A 16,414-nucleotide genomic window follows, 5' to 3' on the forward strand; every position below is an offset into this window, starting at 1 on the left:
CACTACACGGCGCGCCCGGCGCACGAGGCCCGGCCGGCGCGGCGGCTCTCCGCACCCCCGTACTTCCGTACTGTCCGGGAACACTCGCGCGACCCGCCAGGAGGCCGGCCATGCTGATCCGGATCGTCTCAGCACCCTGTGTGAGCGCCTATCTCAACCTGGACCACCACTTCGTGGAGCTCGGCGAGGTCGCCGCCCATCTGCGCGACCGCGCCGGACACGAGGTCCGCGTCGTCGACGGCGTCCTGCCCGAGGTCACCTGGGACACGGTCGTCGAGGAGGCACTGCACGCCACCGGACTCGTCGTCCTGCACGTCACCCTGGACAACACCCTGGAGACGGCCCGTACCATCCGGCTGCTGCGCCAGCTGTCCCCCGGCACCCGGATCGCCCTGTACGGGCGGGGCGCCTACCACCTGCGCCGGCTCTTCCAGCGCACCGACGCCGACTGGATCGTCCTGGAGCAGGACTGGGAGCCGGCACTCGCCGAGATCGCCGCCCAGGTGGCCGCCGGCGCCGAGCCGGGACCCGTGCCCGGCACCCTGACCCGGACGGCGGGCACCTGGACCCGCGGCCCGGCCGGCGTCCGCCTGGCCGGCGACTGGGAGCTGCCCGCACTGGACCTGCTGCCCGTCGCCGGGTACGCGCGGCTGCCCGCGGACGAGTCGTACCCGGGCCGCGAACCCGAACGGGAGCTCGCGGTCGGCGTGTCACGCGGCTGCGACAGCTACTGCGGCTACTGCCCGATCCCCGACGTGATGGGCCGCCACGAGTACTTCCGCACGGGCCTGGACACCCTGGCCGGCTATCTGCGCGCGGCCCGCGAGAGCCACGGATACACCGCGGTCTCACTGTTCGGGGCCAACTTCACCGCCCACCGCGACTACGTCCACGACTTCTGCGCCCGCGTCGGCACCCCGCGCACCGGGGTCACCTGGAAGTGCGTCACCTCGCACGCCGAACTCGACCCGCCGCTGCTGGGCGAGATGGCCGCGGCCGGCTGCACCCGCGTGGCCGTCGGCGTGGAGTCGCTGCTCCCGGACGGCCGGAACCGCTTCTCCGGGCGCGTCGGCGCCGAGCGGCTGGCCGATCTGGGCGCCTGGTGCGCGGCCGAGGGCGTCCTGCTGATCTGCTTCGTCATGGTGGGGCTGCCCGGCCAGACCCGCCACGAGGTCGCCGTGACCCTGGACACCGTGCGCGCGGCCGGCGCCGTACCCCGCCCGATGACGTACGTCGACTATCGCCGGCTCGCCGCGGCCGAGGACTTCGCCGATGTGTTCTGGGCCAACCGCAAGACGGTGAGCGAGCCGTTCGGCCGCGGCATCCTCTCCATGAGGGACACGGCCCTGGCCGTGCACTCCTGGGAACACTGGCTGGACACGGTGGGCCCGGCCGCCGGCCGGACGAGCGGCGAGCGCCCCGCCGCGGCGCCCCGCCGGCCGGCTCAGTGAACGTCCCCCCGGCCCCGGACCTGGCCCCCACCGGGCCCGAGGGGGCGCCCTGGCCGGTCACCACCTGGTACGGCGCGGTGGAGACCGAGTTCACCGCGGTCTTCGTCCAGGACCTGTGGAGCACCCCGCTGCGCACCGCCGCCGCGCACTGGCTGGGCCCGGCCGCCGTGCACTACGTCGAGGCGATGCCCGGCCGCAAGTACCGCGCCGTACTGCCCTGGCTGACCCTCGGCCGCCCCAACCGGCTGGTCCACCGCTGTCTGGTGCCGGAGCTGATGTTCGCGGTTTTCTACTGCCTCGACGACCTGCTCGACCGCAAACGCGTGCGCTACGGCACTGCCACGGCCTACGCGGCCCACGGACGTGGCGAGTTGACCCGCTCCCTGGAGGCCGCCCGGCGGGGCGTGCCGCGCTCGGGACCGCTCGCCGGGCTGCCCGGCGCGCTGTGGGAGGAGTGCGTGACCGGGATGGCCGACGGCCAGTCGCAGCGGCACGCGCTGACCACCGACGCGTTCTCCTGGGAGCGTTACACCGAGGCGGCCCGGCGGCGCACCGCCTTCGTCGGGCGCGCCTGGGCCGACGTCCTGACCGCCGGTTGCGACCCGCGCGCGGCGGCCTTCGTCACCACCGCCTACCCCTGGTGCGCCGAGGCCGGCCAGCTGCGCAACGACCTGCGCAACACCACCGCCAGGGAGAGCCGCGACGGCGGACGGCGCCACTCCGACCTCGGCGACGGCAGGGTGACCGCGGTCTCGGGACTGCTGTGGCGGCGCGCCGACCCCGCCGACCGGCAGTGGCTCGCCCGCCGGGTGTGGGGCCGCGGCCCGCTCGGCGCCGAGGCACTCGTCCGGGTGGACCGGATGCTGGAGCACTACGCCGTGCGCTCCCATGTCGCCATGGCCACAGGCCGGTTGACCCGTCGGATCCGGGCGGCCCTCGATGCGATCGAGGACCCGCGGGTGCGTGCGGTGTGGGACGCTTGGGTCACCCGGCAACTGGAGGTCGGGGTCCGGCACGACTACGGCCACGGCCGGGGCAACGCCTCCGTCTCCCGCTTCCGCTCCGCCGTCGCGGAGCTGCGCGGCCCCGCCGGGCGGACGGACACCGAGTGATCGACGGACGTACGACCGACGCACGACGAACGAACGGGGACGGTGGACGCGGATGACAGCAGCCGACGGAGTGTTCGGACACCTCGCCGCACGGGCCGCGGAGGGCCGCCTGGCCGTCCTCGTGGGCGCCGGACTGTCCATGGGCGCCGGATACCCCGGCTGGGGCCGGCTCTTCGCCCCGCTCGGGCAGGCCCTGGGCCCGGCGGCCGGCGGCGCCCCGCTGCCCGACGACCTGCCCGCGCTGGCCGAGGCGTACGAGGCGGAGTACGGCCGCAACAGCCTCATCTCCCATCTGCGCCGCGAACTGCGCCGCTCCCTCGCCTGTACCGAGGCGCACCGGGCACTGGCCGCCACCGGCCTCAAGGAGATCCTCACCACCAACTACGACGTGCTGCTCGAGGAGGCCCTGCAGGATGTCGCCGGTCCGGTCGACGTCGTCGTACGGGACTCCGACCTCGCCTACACCGCCCCCGCCCGCCCCCGGCTGGTCAAGATGTGCGGCGATGTGCTCAACCCGGAGACGCTGACCGTCACCCGCCGGGACTTCGCGGTGTACGGCGCGGTCAAACCCAGGCTCGCCGAGTACGTGCGCGGCCTGCTGGAGACTCATGAACTGCTGGTGCTCGGCGCCGGGCCGTCCGACCCGGAGTTCAACATGCTCTGGGACCTGGCGACCGCCGGGCTCGGTGAGCACAAACCCGTCGGCTGGGTGCTGACCGCCGACGTCTCGCCCCTGCAGCAGCGGGTCGCGCTCACCCGCGGGCTGCGCACCCTGCCGCTCGACGTGACGGAAGACGGCGTCACCCGGGCCCTGGCCCGCTGGCTGGACGGACTGAGCGCCGCCCATGCCTGACACCCAGCCGGAGTTCGACCCGCACCTCGTCGTCGAACTGGCCCGGGCCTGGGAGACCGGCTCCCTGGCCGTGGTCCTGGGCCCCGAGTTCGACCGCGAGACGGATGACACGGTCCGCACGGCGCTGCTCGCCGAACTCGGCCGCGCCGACGAGTCCTCGGCCCCTCCGCTGGGCCGGCTCACCGAGGAGTACCTGGCCCGCTTCGGCCGCGCCGCCCTGATCACCCTGCTGCGCAGCGCAGGACGCCCGGCGGTGCCCGGCGAGACGCCCGCACGGCCCCCTTCGCCCTCCGAAGCGCTCCATGAATGGCTCGCGTCCCGCCCACCGGCCTGCCTCCTGGTCACCTCGCTGTATCCGACGGCCGAACACGCCTACCGCCGCTTCCGGCGCCCCTTCCACGTCGTCAAGACCGAGACGGCGATCGCCTTCTGGGACACCGCACAGCCCCAGATCGTCCATCTCTTCGGCTGTCTGGACGCCCCGCAGGACGCCCTGCTCGGCGAACGGGAGCGGCGGGCCGCGCGCTTTCTGCGCCCCCTGCTCACCGCCCGCCTGGCCGACCTGCCCGCCTCGCACACCCTGGTCCTCGTCGGCTTCGCCCCGTACGACCCGGTCCTCGAAGAACTCCTGGCACCCGCCCTGCACTCGCTCGGCGCCTACTGGCGCGGCGCCGTCGTGGTGCTGCCCGAGGCCGACGAGGGCGTGCGCGCCGCCTACGGGCGGCGCCAGATCAAGGTCGTCACCACCGACGGCGCCCCCACCGCCGCCTACACCCGGGACCTGCTCGACCTGGTCCGGGGCACCGCCGAACGGCAGGGCACCGAGGCGCTGCGCGGAGAGTCACCGGCCATAAGGGAGTGCGAGGAGCAGCTCGGCGTCCTCGGCTGGAGCGCACAGCACTCGGTACGGCTGAGCGACCGCGCCGTGGAGTCGGTCTTCGGCCACCCCACCGAACCCGGGCCGCTCACCGCGCACATCGTGGAGGGCGAGCTGTCGGGCGGTGATGTGCGCCGGCTCGCCGAACGCGTCGGCGGACACGGCCGGGGCATGGCCGTCACCGAGACCAGGATCTCCAACACCGCCCGCCGCCTCGCCGCCACCGACGGCCGGCTCGAACTGCACACACGCCAGTCCCTGCTGGAGCGCGTACTCGGCGTCGAACCGTATCTGCGCTGGATCCTCGACGAGTACGAGAACGGAACCCAGCGCGGCGCCTATGTGGACCTCCAGTGCCGGCGCCCGCTGTCCGACGCGGTGGCCCCGGTGCGCGGCGACGCCTACTGGCTCGACGACTACGTCGACTCCTGGCTGCGCGAGCGCTCGCACAGTCAGCTGACCCTGCTCGGCGAACCCGGCAGCGGCAAGTCCTGGTACTGCCGGCACCTCGCTTACGCCCTGGCCCGCCGCTGCCTGGACGACCCCGACCGCGGACGTGTCCCCGTGCTCGCCCTGCTGTCGGAGATGCCGGCCACCGGCACGCTGGAGGACTTCCTGATCGCGCAGATGCGCGGCAAGGGCGCCGAGCTCCTCGGCGGCACACAGTCCTTCCGGTACGCCAACGACACCGGCCGGCTGGTCGTCATCCTCGACGGGCTCGACGAACTGCGCTGGCAGGTCACTCCCGAGCGTGCCCGGCGCACGCTGGCCGAACTCGCCGATCTGGTGGGCCCCCGGAGCAAGATCCTGCTGGCGAGCAGGCCCGGCTACTTCGAACAGGACCGCTCCGCCCTGCGCCCCGGTGATGCGCCGGGCGCGCCGATGTCCGGGAGCGCGGCCGAGGACACCGCCGGCGTCCCCGGACTCCGGCTGTCGGACGGGTCCACCTTCGAGGTGATCCGGCTCGCCGACCTCGGCTACGAGCAGCGCGTCCAGGCCCTGGTGCGTCGGCTCGGCACCCGGTCGGAACCGGTGCGGCGGCTGATCGACGCCAGCAGCGCCCTGACCGACCTGGCCCGGCTGCCCGGTCTGCTCGACCTGATGTCCGTGGTACTGGCCGTGCCCGGCCGCGAGGCCCCCACGACCGCCTCGGAGCTGTTCGAGGAGTACGTCACCGTCCTGCTCGGCGGCGCCGAACGCGTCGCCGTCGACGGCGCGGCGGTCCGCGCCGACACCGACCGGCTCGCGGCGCTCGCGGGCCGGATGCGCAGCCGGGCCACCCACGCCCTGCCGCTGGCCGAGGCCCGCGGCATCCTCGGCGTGCCCGAACCCGCCTCCGCCGGGACGGCCGGGCCGCTGAGCACCGACCCCCGCTGGGAGGCCTTCCTGCGGGTGGCCGCCGACGGCACCGTGCGCTTCCGGCTCAAGACGATGCGCGAGTTCCTCACCGCGCGCAGCCTGTGCACGGCGCTGCGGGCCGGGGACCGGGCCCCGCTGGACGAACGGCTGCTGCTGCCCGAACCGGTCGGCTACCTGGCCGAGCAACTGGCCTCCGCCGGACTGTCGCCGCTGGACTGGCTGCCCCCGGGCGGGTCGGCGCCGGCCGTCCGCGAGCCCGCCGCCGGACCGGTGGGCTCCCTGGTCGGCGGCCGGCTGCCCGCCAACTGCCTCTCCCTGGCCAACCGCATGGGCGTCTCCCTGGCCGGCCGCTCGCTGCGCGGACTCGATCTGCGCGGTGCCGACCTCCAGGGCGCCCGCCTCGCCGGCGCCGATCTGCGCAACTGCGATCTGCGCTCGGTGCTGCTCCAGGGTGCCGTGGTGACCGGAGCCGACCTGCGGGGCGCCTGGCTGCACGGAGCGATGCTGCACGAGACCCAGGTGGTCTCCGCGGTGGGCATGCTGCCCGACGACGGCGAGGTCGTGGCCGGCACCGCCGAGGGCCTGGTGCAGGTGCTGGACCGGGCCCGCCTGGACACCCTGGAGAGCATGCGCTGCCCGGGGGTCTTCCGCAACATGGCCCTGATGTCCCACGGCCGCTATGTGGTGGCGGCCGCCCTCGACGGCGGCGTGTATCTGGCGGACCGGGAGAACGGGCAGGCCTTCCTGGAGATCGCCCACCACGGCGCCCCCACCACCTCCGCCGTCGCGGTCGGGGACACCCGGCTCGCCTCGGGCGGCACCGACGGTTCCGTACGGCTGTGGACCCTCGACGGCGACGAGGTGTGGCAGACGCGGGTCTCCTCCGGCTACGTGCGCTCCCTCGCCCTGGACCCGGACGCCGGCCTGATGTTCGCCGGTTCCTCCGCCGGAACCGTGGCCGCCCTGGACGCCGTCACCGGCCGGCCCGTCAGGCAGTGGGTCGCGCACCCGGACGCCGGGGTGTACTGCCTGTGCGCGCTGCCGGGCACGGGCCTGGTGGCCAGCGGCAGCGACGACCGCAGGATCCGGCTCTTCGTCCAGGACGACGGCAGCCATGCCGCCGACCTCGCCGTACTGGGGGACACGGTGCTCGGCCTGGTGTACGACTCGGGCACCGGGGTGCTCTACTGCGGCTGCCGGGACGGCACGCTCAGCTCCTGGGACCTGAGGCACCGGGAGCGCAACTGGTCGGTGGGCGGGGGACACGCCGTGCTCTCCGTGGCGCTGCACGCCAAGTCCGGGGTGGTGGCGACGGCCGGCGCGGACGGCTGGGTACGGCTGTTCGACAGCGGTTCGGGGGAGCCCCTGGGCGAGCGGCTGGTCGGCCGCCGCTCCGAACCGGACTGGCACGGCGTGGACCTGCGGGGCACCACGGGCTGGCACCGGGAGTGGCTGCGGTTCATGGGCGAACGCGGCGCGATCCTCGACGACTGACCGCCCTCGGTGGCGGGGGCCGTGCTCACACCCCCGACGGATCCTGGGGCCCCCGTCCCGACAGCACCTCCCCGTACGCCTGCATCAGGTCCGGCAGCCGCAGGGTCGACAAGTCGTCCCGGGTCGGCGTTCCCGGGTACGTGGACAACCTCAGGTCCCGGTAGGCGCAGCTCTTCTCGTAGAGGGTCCGCAGGAACCGGCCGTTGCCGAGTTCGTCGATCCAGCCCTGGTCGACCACGTGCCCGGCGATCGAGTGCAGCTCGTCCCGGGCCTCGTCGTCCCACAGGTCACCGTTCTCCGTGGCGAGCACCTTGCCGATCTCGGTGAGTTCCGTCGGCCGGTACGACGGGAAGTCCACCCGGGTGGTGAAGCGCGACGACAGCCCGGGGTTCGCGGCGAGCAGGCGGTCCATGCCCTCGGGGTAGCCGGCGAGGATCACCACCAGGTGGTCGCGGTTGTCCTCGGCCCGCTTGAGCAGCACCTGGAGGGCCTCGTCGCCGTACGCGTCGCCCTTGCCGTAACCCGAGTTCGACAGGGAGTAGGCCTCGTCGACGAAGAGCACACCGCCGATCGCGGAGTCGATGAGCTCGTTGGCCTTGACGGCGGTCTGCCCCAGATATTCGCCGACCAGGTCGGCCCGCTGCGCCTCCACCAGATGGTCGCCGCCGAGCAGGCCGAGCGCGTAGAAGACACGGCCGAGGATGCGGGCGACGGTGGTCTTGCCGGTGCCCGAGGGGCCGGAGAAGACGAAGTGGCGTTTGGGCGGCTGCACGGGCAGCCCCTGCCCTGCCCGCAGCCGCGCCATGTTCAACTGCGCCGACAGGGCCTTGACCTGCCGCTTCACCGGTTCGAGCCCCACCATGCGCTCGAGTTCGGAGAGCGCTTCCTCCAGTAGCGCCGGGTCGGTGGGCCCGGTGGGCAGCGGCGCGTCGGCGGCCGGGGTGCGCCGACGCACCGCCGGATCGGTCACCGACGGCAGTGGACCGGTCACCGACAGGTCGGTCCCGGACAGCTTCAGGTCCCGGCCCTCGGCGCCGAACAGCGGGTCCAGCAGATCCGGGCCGTCCATGAGGTCCTGCCCGAGGCCGGTGAGGGTGATCGCGGCGAGGCCGGCCGTGTCCTCGTACCCGTCGCCCTCGGCGATCGCCGTGAGCCGCGCCGAGGTGTCCATGAAGGCCGGATCGACCCGGTGCACCGCCCGGTACAGGGGCAGTGCCGCCGCGCTGCGGCCGGTGCCCTCGTGCGCCCGCGCCAGCCAGTACCTGAGTTCCTTGCGCTGCGGCTGCTCGCTGCGGCAGCGCATCAGCGCGGCCGACAGCAGCGGCTCGGCCTGCCCGTACATCTCCAGGCGCACCCGGGCCATGCCGCCGAACAGTCCGGCCTCGATGCCGAGCAGCGGATCGTCGAGCAGCGGGTCGGTGTGCCGGACGAGCTGTTCCCAGTCCTTGACGAGGTAGGCGCGGCAGGCGTGCAGAAAGCGGACCTGGGGGTCGGCGTCCACCGGCGGCAGCCCGGCCAGCGCGCGGTCCAGCTCGGGGACATGGCGGCCGTCCAGCCAGTGCGAGACGTGCGCGAGCAGCAGGTCGCGCGGGCTCTCCAGTACGGGCTGCACCCACCAGCCCAGCCAGTACCAGGAGTTGAGGGTGCGGCGGTGCCGGGCGCGCTGTTCGTTGAAGCGGTCGCGGTGCCGGAACATCCTGAGCAGCGCGGTCGTCGTGTCGACGCGCAGCGCGTGCAGACCGAGCCAGCCGTCGGCCATCCCCGGGTCGAGCCGCACCGCGGCCCGGAACTCCTCCTCCGCCTGCGGATAGGCGCCCATCGTGTAGGCGTCCACGCCTCGCAGCCACGCGAGGTCGGCCGGGGCCTTCGGGCCCTGCGTGCCGAAGTCCATCACGTCCCCCACAAACCGTGCCCCCGAAGGTTCGCCGCCAGGCATCCACCTGACGGCTTCCTGTGGTCGAACCGCTCTGCCGCGGACCGGAGTTGCAGGTGCGCGAAGCAGTCGTTCAAAGGTCGCACCGAGGGCATCGTACCTGCGGGGCCGCCGCCCGCCGAAGGGTGCCGCACAGGCTGTTCGGTGAGGCGGCGGAGTAAGGGACGCACCCGATGTGGTGACCGAGGGTGAGCGAATGACGTCGCGCAGCGTCCGGAAAACGCGAAGAGGGCAGAACGAAGCCCCCGATCACGGGGGAACAACCGGGGGCTTCGTGACTGCGGGCGGTACGCGATGACCGCTCATTCAGAACGTAAGACCTGTACGACCCCCGGGTCAAGCGGAGTTGGGGGACTCGGGAAAGTTGCTTGGCAAGGGTCTTCACAAGTTCAGCACATTGCCGATGACCCGTCACCGTGGGTGACGAACTGGTCCGGTCCAACGGCCCCGGCAGGCCCCGGAAGTACCGCGTATCCCTCTGGCAACTGCCGTACCAGAAGATCGGCGAAGGGCCGCGAGGGGTCCTCGGCGAAATGCCGCCGCTCGGCCTCGACCCACCCGGCCCAGAACTCCCGCTGTTCCTCGCCGTCGCGCGACCGGCCCCGCCCCCAGGCCTCCTCGCGTGGCAGATCCATCCACAGCAGGCGCGCCAGATACGGACGCAGCGCCCGCCGTCCGGCGCCCACGCCCTCCACAAGGACCACGGGCGCCTGCGGCAGCGTCCGCGCGGCCCCGAACCGCCGCGCCCGCCAGTCGTAGGGGGCGTAGCGCGCCGCCGCTCCCCGCCCGAGGGGCTCGAAGACCTCGCTCAGCAGCCGGCCTTCCCACGCGAACAGTTCCTCATGGCTGGCGACGTCGTCCAGGTGCAGCACGGGCGCGCCCCCCATCGCCGCGGCCAACTTCCCGGCGAACGTGGACTTCCCGGATCCCGCGTGCCCGTCGACGCCGACCAGCCGCACGGTCCCGCAGGACGGCGGCGCGTCACGAAGGAAGGCGGCGAGGGCGCGGATGGCGATTCCCGGAGTGCGTGGAGGGGACGGGACGGTGTGTTCTTCCCGGTCATTCTAGTGACCGCTCCCCGCGCCGCCGGTGGTCGCGGGGGGCCGCGCGGGCGGGCCGCCTGACCGGCGACGCGGGGACTCGGCGCAGGTCATGCCAGTGGTGGAGACCAATATTGGTGGGCGTGGCGTATGTCGAAGTGCTGGCAGGAGGCGGGTGTCACGGCCATAGTGGGCGCAGCCACGGACCCGCCCCGACTTCGGACACCTGGGGGTCATCCACCTATGAGCAGAGCCGAACAGCCGTCCCGCAGATCAGTCCTGGCCGTCGCGGTCGCCGCGGCGGCGGCGATGGCGGGTGGCGCGGCCCCGTTGGCCGCCGCGGCCACGGCCGCCCCCGCCCCCGCCGCCGGCGCCAAGGGCGCCGGAGCCGCCCCGGCCCGCCCGGTCGACTACCGCGCCTGGACCACCTACACCGACTGGCGCGCGGGCACGGCCCGCGGTACCCGCGCCGTCGCGGGCACCCGGCCCGGCCTCGAGATCGCGCAGCCCGCGGGCACCACCGACTACACCGACCCGCACACCGGCACGACCAAGACCTGGGAGTACGCCACCTGGACCAGCCCGGCGCACCGGCTGTCCGTCCCGGCGACGGAGGCGGTCGCCTCCTGGAACGCGCACACCCCGGCCGGCACCTGGCTCCAGGTCGAACTGCGCGGCACGTACTCCGACGGCACGGACACCCCCTGGTACGTGATGGGCCGCTGGGCGGCCGGCGACCAGGACGTCAAACGGACCTCCGTCGACGGCCAGAGCGACGGCCGCAGCACCATCTGGACGGACACCTTCTCCCTGGACGATCCGGCCTCCGGGCTGCGTCTCACCTCCTACCGGCTGCGGCTCACCCTCCACCGCAGGCCCGGGACCCGGCTCACGCCCACCGTCTGGCGGATCGGCGCCATGGGCTCCGACGTCCCCGACCGCTTCACCGTCCCGGCCTCCGCACCGGGCGTGGCCAAGGAGTTGACCGTCCCGCGTTACTCGCAGTCGATCCACTCCGGCCAGTACCCCGAGTACGACAACGGCGGCGAGGCCTGGTGCAGCCCCACCTCCTCCCAGATGATCATCGAGTACTGGGGCGGACGGCTCACCCCCGAGCAGTTGTCCTGGGTCGACCCGTCCTACGCCGACCCGCAGGTCTGCAACGCGGCCCGGTACACGTACGACCATCAGTACGAAGGCTGCGGCAACTGGCCGTTCAACGCCGCCTACGCGGCCACCTTCAAGGACCTCCAGGCAGTGGTGACCCGGCTCGGCTCGCTCATCGACCTGGAGACGCTGATCGCGGCCGGGATCCCGGCCATAACGTCCCAGTCCTTCCTCAACACCGAGCTGACCGGCGCCGGTTACGGCACCAACGGCCACCTCATGACCGTCATCGGCTTCACCGCGGACGGCGACGTGATCGCCAACGACCCGGCCTCGCCGAACGACGCGGCGGTACGGCGTGTGTACCGGCGCCGGGAGTTCGAGAACATCTGGCTCAGGACCAAGCGCTACAACGCCTCCGGCAAGGTCGCCTCCGGCTCCGGCGGCATCTGCTACCTGTACTTCCCGGCCCACCTCACGGGCCAACAGCGCAAGGCGCTCGCCGCCGTGGGCGTGAGCTGAGCGGAAGTCCGCGCGTGCACGAAGGCCCCGGGCGACCGGGGCCTTCGAGGCGACCTGCCTCCGGGCCATGACGGCCTGCCATACTGCGGTTGTCCGACCGCCAGTTGGAGGCCAGGGTCGAATTGAACATCCCACCGCGTGAGACCGCCCGCCCCCAAGCTCCGAACTCCGTTCGAGCAGGGGGGACCCCCAGCCGGGTGCGCGGCACCGAGCGCTCCGAGGGTCGTCGCGCCGAACTCCTCGCCCTCGGACGGAGGCTGTTCGCCGACACGTCCTACGACGCCCTCTCGATGGACGACATCGCCCGGCAGGCCCATGTGGCCAAGGGACTGATCTACTACTACTTCCGGTCCAAGCGCGGCTACTACCTGGCGATCATCGAGGACTCCGTCGCCGACCTGGTCACCTCCGCGGCGCGCGGCCTGGAGATGCCGGCCGTGGACCGGGTGCAGCGCACCATCGACGGCTACCTGCGCTACGCGGAGCACAACCAGGCCGCCTACCGCACCATCGTCTGCGGCGGCGTCGGCTTCGACACCGAGGTGCACGCCATCCGGGACGGCGTGCGCGAGGCCATCGTCGCGACCATCGCCGATGGAGCCTACGGCCGTACCGCCATCGCCCCGGTGGCCCGCATGGGGCTGCTCGCCTGGGTGTGCAGTGTCGAGGGCGCCACCCTGGACTGGATCGGCCGGCCCGGACTCTCCCGGGAGACCATGCGCGAGTTGCTGGTGAAGACCCTCGGCGGCGCGCTGCGCGCCATCGAGGAGATCGACCCGACCCACCCGGCCCCCGCACCCGCCCGCCGCGACGACTGAGAGACAAGGGCCCAGGGCGAGGAGGCGGGAGGGGACTCGCCCTCCGCCCCGCCTCCTCGGTCCTGGCGCTACTTGATCGCCTTGATCAGCTCCCCGCTCGCGGTGTCCCCGCTCAGCTCCCAGAGGAACGTCCCGCCCAGGCCCTGGTCGTTCTTGTACGTCATCTTGGTCGCGATGGTCGCCGGAGTGTCGTAACTCCACCATTCGCTGCCGCACTTGGCGTACGCGGTGCCGCCCACCGTGCCGGTCGCCGGGCACTTGGTCCTGAGCACCTTGTAGTCGTCGATGCCCTGTTCGTACGTGCCCGCCGCCGGTCCGGTCGCCGTGCCGCCGGGCGCTGACTGGGTGACGCCGGTCCAGCCGCGGCCGTAGAAGCCGATGCCGAGCAGCAGCTTCGAGGCGGGGATCCCGAGGCCCTTGAGCTTGGCGATGGTCGCCGAGGTGGTGTACTCCGTCCTCGGAATGCCGGAGTAGGAGGTCAGCGGCGAGTGCGGAGCCGTCGGCCCGGCCGCGTCCCAGGCGCCGAAGTAGTCGTAGGTCATGGGGTTGTACCAGTCGACATGCGCCGCGGCGCCCGCGTAGTCGGCCGCGTCGATCTTGCCGCCGCTGCTGGCGTCCGCCGGGATCGCCGCGGTGACCAGCGCACCGCCGCCGAACTTGGCCCGCAGCGCCGCCATCAGGTTCTTGTAGGCCGCGCGGCCACTGGTGTCGCAGGTGTTGCCGCAGGCGTTGGGGTACTCCCAGTCGATGTCGATGCCGTCGAAGACGCCCGCCCACTTGGGGTTTCTGACCAGGTCGTAGCAGGACTGGGCGAAGGCGGACGGGTTCTTCGCGGCCTCGCCGAAGCCGCCCGACCAGGTCCAGCCGCCGAACGACCACAGCACCTTCAGCCCCGGGTGCTTCTTCTTCAGCTTCAGCAGCTGGTTGAAGTTGCCGCGCAGCGGCTGGTCCCAGGTGTCGGCGACCCCGTCCACCGACTCGGCGGCGGTGTAGGCGCGGTCGGTCGCCGCGTACGAGTCGCCCATGGCGCACTTGCCGCCGGTGACGTTGCCGAAGGCGTAGTTGATGTGGGTGAGTTTCGCCGCTGAGCCGGAGGTCTCGATGTTCTTGACGTGGTACTTGCGGTCGTAGACGCCCCATTCGGTGAAGTAGCCGACCACCTTGGAACCCGCGGCGGCCGTCTGGGTGGCGGACCGGGTGGGGGTGGCGGTGGCGGTGGCCGTGCCCGCGCCGGCGAGCAGTCCGGCGCCGAGCGCGACGGTGCAGGCGGCGGACAGCAGCGCCCGGAGGCGGTGCGGAGTGTGCATCGGTGTCTCCTCGTGGGGGAGAGGGGATCGTGCCGATTGGCATGAACGCGGTAAGCGTTGGTTTCGGGCACCCTAGGAGGACTAGACCAGTACGGTCAATGGTTCGGACCAATTTCGGGCCCCTGGGATTTCTTGAAGTAAGCGGTCGTTAACCGGTGACGAGATGCGTCGGATCGGGCATACTCACAGCGCACAGCCGCTGGTCAGCAGCTTCCGTGACCCGGGATCGCCGACACCGGCTGGGCCCGAGAAAGACCCCGGCGGAGCCGCCCCACCCAAGGCGCACATCCGCCGATGTGCCCGAAAGGGAGGAGAGCGTCGCCATGCCCGACCGCGCCCCGCAGCCGGTGGACCGGCAACTGCCCACGGAGGAGGCCCGGGACCTGATCTCGCTCGTCCGCGACATCGCGCAGCACGAGATCGCCCCGAAGGCGGCCGAGGAGGAGGACGCGGGACGCTTCCCGCGCGAGGTCTTCACCCTGCTCTCCCGCTCCGGCCTGCTCGGCCTGCCCTACGACTCCGAGTACGGTGGCGGCGACCAGCCCTACGAGGTCTACCTCCAGGTCCTGGAGGAGCTGGCCGCGGCCCGTCTCACCGTCGGCCTGGGCCTGAGCGTGCACACCCTCGCCTCCTACGGGCTCGCCGCCTACGGCACCAAGAAGCAGCAGGTCGAGCATCTGCCCGCGATGCTGGGCGGCGGCCTGCTCGGCGCGTACGCCCTCTCCGAGCCGGCCTCCGGCTCCGACGCCGCCTCGCTCAGCACCAAGGCGGTCCGGGACGGCGACGAGTGGGTGCTCACCGGGACCAAGTCCTGGATCACCCACGGCGGGGTCGCCGACTTCTACACGGTGATGGCCCGCACCGGTGAGCGGGGTCCGCGCGGGATCACCGCCTTCCTCGTGCCGGCCGGCGCCGAGGGCCTGAGTGCCGCTGCCCCGGAGAAGAAGATGGGCCTCAAGGGCTCACCCACCGCGCAGATCCATCTCGACGGTGTGCGGGTCGGCGACGACCGGCGTCTGGGGGAGGAGGGACAGGGCTTCGCCATCGCCCTGTCCGCGCTCGACTCCGGACGCCTCGGCATCGCGGCCTGCGCCATCGGCCTCGCCCAGGCCGCGCTGGACGAGGCGGTCGGCTACGCCGCCGGACGGCAGCAGTTCGGACGGCCGATCTCCGACTTCCAGGGGCTGCGCTTCATGCTCGCCGACATGGCGACGCAGATCGAGGCCGGCCGCGCGCTGTACCTGGCGGCGGCGCGGCTGCGCGACGCGGGCCTGCCGTTCGCGCGGCAGGCGGCCATGGCCAAGCTGTTCTGCACGGACGCGGCCATGAAGGTGACCACGGACGCCGTCCAGGTGCTCGGCGGATACGGCTACACCACGGACTTCCCGGCCGAGCGCTACATGCGCGAGGCCAAGGTCCTGCAGATCGTCGAGGGCACCAACCAGATCCAGCGGATGGTCATCGCCCGTCACGTCGCGGGTCCCGAGACCCGCTGAGCTGCGCGAGACCGGCCGGCGGCGCCGCCAGCCGGACCCACTCCGGGTCGTGACGTCCCGGCAGGGTGCGGCCCCGGTCGGCCCAGGCGCGCATCAGGTCGCGGTAGATCGGCGGGTCCGTGGGCTGCGAAGGCACAGACGGAACCGATTCTGCGGGCGGCGGCGGCACGAAGACGCGCCGCCGTCGTCCGGCTGCCGGATGCGTGGTGGTCATACCCGGGCAACGCGGAGTACGGCGGGCAGGTCACCGCCCGGTGGAATCGCGCGTGAGTTCACCGGCGTCCGGGCCGGCGGCCTCCGGGGAGCCGGGGGCGCTGTTCGGGCACCACGGCGGCCTGTGCGCCCTGGCCGTGGTGCGCGGACGGACGCGGGTGCCCGGCGGTGCGGCGCCGCTCAGGCGGCGAACCGGCGCAGCTGCGGCACGCGCATCGGGCGGGAGCCCGGGCCGCCGACGTGCGAGAAGGGCTGCATGCGCCAGTCGAGGCTCTGCGGGAGCGTCAACAGCAGCGCGGTGTCCTGCTCCTGGGGGTCGACGGACTCGTCCGCGGGCCGGGCCTCGGACGCCCAGCGCCCCGTACCGGCGCAGACCGTGAGTCCGAACGGGTTCCACGGCGAGACGCACAGCGCGTGCTCCGGCAGAACCTCCTCGTCCGCCAGCAGGGCGATGGGCTGCGCGCACTCCGGGCAGAACACCCGGTACATCTCGAAGGTGTCGTAGGCGTCGGATTCCGCGCCGTCCACGTCGTCGTCGACGTCGGGTTCCAGGCTCTCCGGCTGGAACTCGATGACCGACTGCCGTCGCCTGGGCACAGGACGACCAGGGCGCTTGAGACTCTGCATGGGATTCTCCCCCTAAGGCTGGGCCGTGAAGGCGCTGCGGCCTCGACCACAGCAAGCACTTCCCGTCCGCTCTCGGCGGTAATCACGAGAACATCACGGAGAGGCTTCGGGGTGTGTGGCGTTGGTCACATGCCGCTCGCAGGTGCCCGCCGTGGTGGGTTTGTCCGCCGGCTGGACACGACCCGGGCCGCTCGGCTGTTCCGGG

The 16,414-nt window shown here is 72.9% G+C and carries 12 protein-coding genes; 7 read left to right on the plus strand and 5 right to left on the minus strand.

What is annotated here, in order from left to right:
• The first annotated feature begins 110 nt into the window (after window positions 1-110).
• The 4 genes from TNCT6_RS26515 to TNCT6_RS26525 are packed head-to-tail and all read left to right on the plus strand — an operon-like array spanning window position 111 to window position 7,146.
• Window positions 111-1,451 carry a radical SAM protein gene (locus TNCT6_RS26515; protein WP_172633029.1) on the plus strand — a complete coding sequence of 447 codons (1,341 nt, stop codon included), beginning with the start codon at window positions 111-113 and terminating at the stop codon, window positions 1,449-1,451.
• Entirely contained in the window at window positions 1,448-2,563 is a 1,116-nt protein-coding gene (locus TNCT6_RS40025) for a hypothetical protein (RefSeq protein WP_172633030.1), read from the plus strand. The genes TNCT6_RS26515 and TNCT6_RS40025 overlap by 4 nt, the downstream gene beginning before the upstream one ends.
• A gap of 52 nt (window positions 2,564-2,615) precedes the next feature.
• Window positions 2,616-3,416, plus strand: a complete 801-nt coding sequence (locus TNCT6_RS26520) for an SIR2 family protein (RefSeq protein ID WP_172633031.1) — start codon at window positions 2,616-2,618, stop codon at window positions 3,414-3,416.
• Window positions 3,409-7,146 carry a pentapeptide repeat-containing protein gene (locus tag TNCT6_RS26525; RefSeq protein ID WP_141362870.1) on the plus strand — a complete coding sequence of 1,246 codons (3,738 nt, stop codon included), beginning with the start codon at window positions 3,409-3,411 and terminating at the stop codon, window positions 7,144-7,146. The genes TNCT6_RS26520 and TNCT6_RS26525 overlap by 8 nt, the downstream gene beginning before the upstream one ends.
• 25 nt (window positions 7,147-7,171) lie before the next feature.
• Here the strand turns inward: TNCT6_RS26525 and TNCT6_RS26530 are convergent, their stop codons facing one another.
• Window positions 7,172-9,037, minus strand: a complete 1,866-nt coding sequence (locus TNCT6_RS26530; RefSeq protein WP_141362872.1) for an AAA family ATPase — start codon at window positions 9,035-9,037, stop codon at window positions 7,172-7,174.
• 431 nt (window positions 9,038-9,468) lie between these two features.
• The gene (locus tag TNCT6_RS26535; protein WP_141362874.1) at window positions 9,469-10,089 is read right to left on the minus strand and encodes a hypothetical protein; all 621 of its coding nucleotides are present in this window, start codon (window positions 10,087-10,089) and stop codon (window positions 9,469-9,471) included.
• Between the two features lie 273 nt (window positions 10,090-10,362).
• Between TNCT6_RS26535 and TNCT6_RS26540 the strand changes: the two genes are divergently transcribed.
• Together TNCT6_RS26540 and TNCT6_RS26545 are read left to right on the plus strand one after the other, a co-directional pair.
• Window positions 10,363-11,748: a peptidase C39 family protein gene (locus tag TNCT6_RS26540; RefSeq protein ID WP_172633032.1), complete on the plus strand. Its 1,386-nt coding sequence runs from the start codon at window positions 10,363-10,365 to the stop codon at window positions 11,746-11,748.
• Between the two features lie 197 nt (window positions 11,749-11,945).
• A complete protein-coding gene (locus TNCT6_RS26545) occupies window positions 11,946-12,566 on the plus strand; it encodes a TetR/AcrR family transcriptional regulator (RefSeq protein WP_141362878.1) in 621 nt (206 codons plus the stop codon).
• Between the two features lie 68 nt (window positions 12,567-12,634).
• On the opposite strand, the gene TNCT6_RS26550 is transcribed toward TNCT6_RS26545, so the two are convergent.
• Window positions 12,635-13,873, minus strand: coding sequence for a glycoside hydrolase family 18 protein (locus tag TNCT6_RS26550; protein WP_141362879.1), 1,239 nt, complete (start codon window positions 13,871-13,873; stop codon window positions 12,635-12,637).
• Window positions 13,874-14,196: 323 nt separating this feature from the next.
• On the opposite strand from TNCT6_RS26550, the gene TNCT6_RS26555 reads away from it, so the two are divergent.
• Window positions 14,197-15,369: an acyl-CoA dehydrogenase family protein gene (locus tag TNCT6_RS26555; RefSeq protein ID WP_141362881.1), complete on the plus strand. Its 1,173-nt coding sequence runs from the start codon at window positions 14,197-14,199 to the stop codon at window positions 15,367-15,369.
• Here TNCT6_RS26555 and TNCT6_RS41085 read toward each other — a convergent pair.
• Together TNCT6_RS41085 and TNCT6_RS26565 are read right to left on the minus strand one after the other, a co-directional pair.
• Window positions 15,332-15,583 carry a hypothetical protein gene (locus TNCT6_RS41085; protein ID WP_141362883.1) on the minus strand — a complete coding sequence of 84 codons (252 nt, stop codon included), beginning with the start codon at window positions 15,581-15,583 and terminating at the stop codon, window positions 15,332-15,334. The genes TNCT6_RS26555 and TNCT6_RS41085 overlap by 38 nt on opposite strands.
• 179 nt (window positions 15,584-15,762) lie before the next feature.
• Window positions 15,763-16,209, minus strand: a complete 447-nt coding sequence (locus tag TNCT6_RS26565; protein WP_141362885.1) for a hypothetical protein — start codon at window positions 16,207-16,209, stop codon at window positions 15,763-15,765.
• Between the last annotated feature and the right edge of the window lie 205 nt (window positions 16,210-16,414).

Origin of the sequence: Streptomyces sp. 6-11-2, from assembly GCF_006540305.1 — a bacterium.
Classification (GTDB): Bacteria; Actinomycetota; Actinomycetes; order Streptomycetales; family Streptomycetaceae; genus Streptomyces.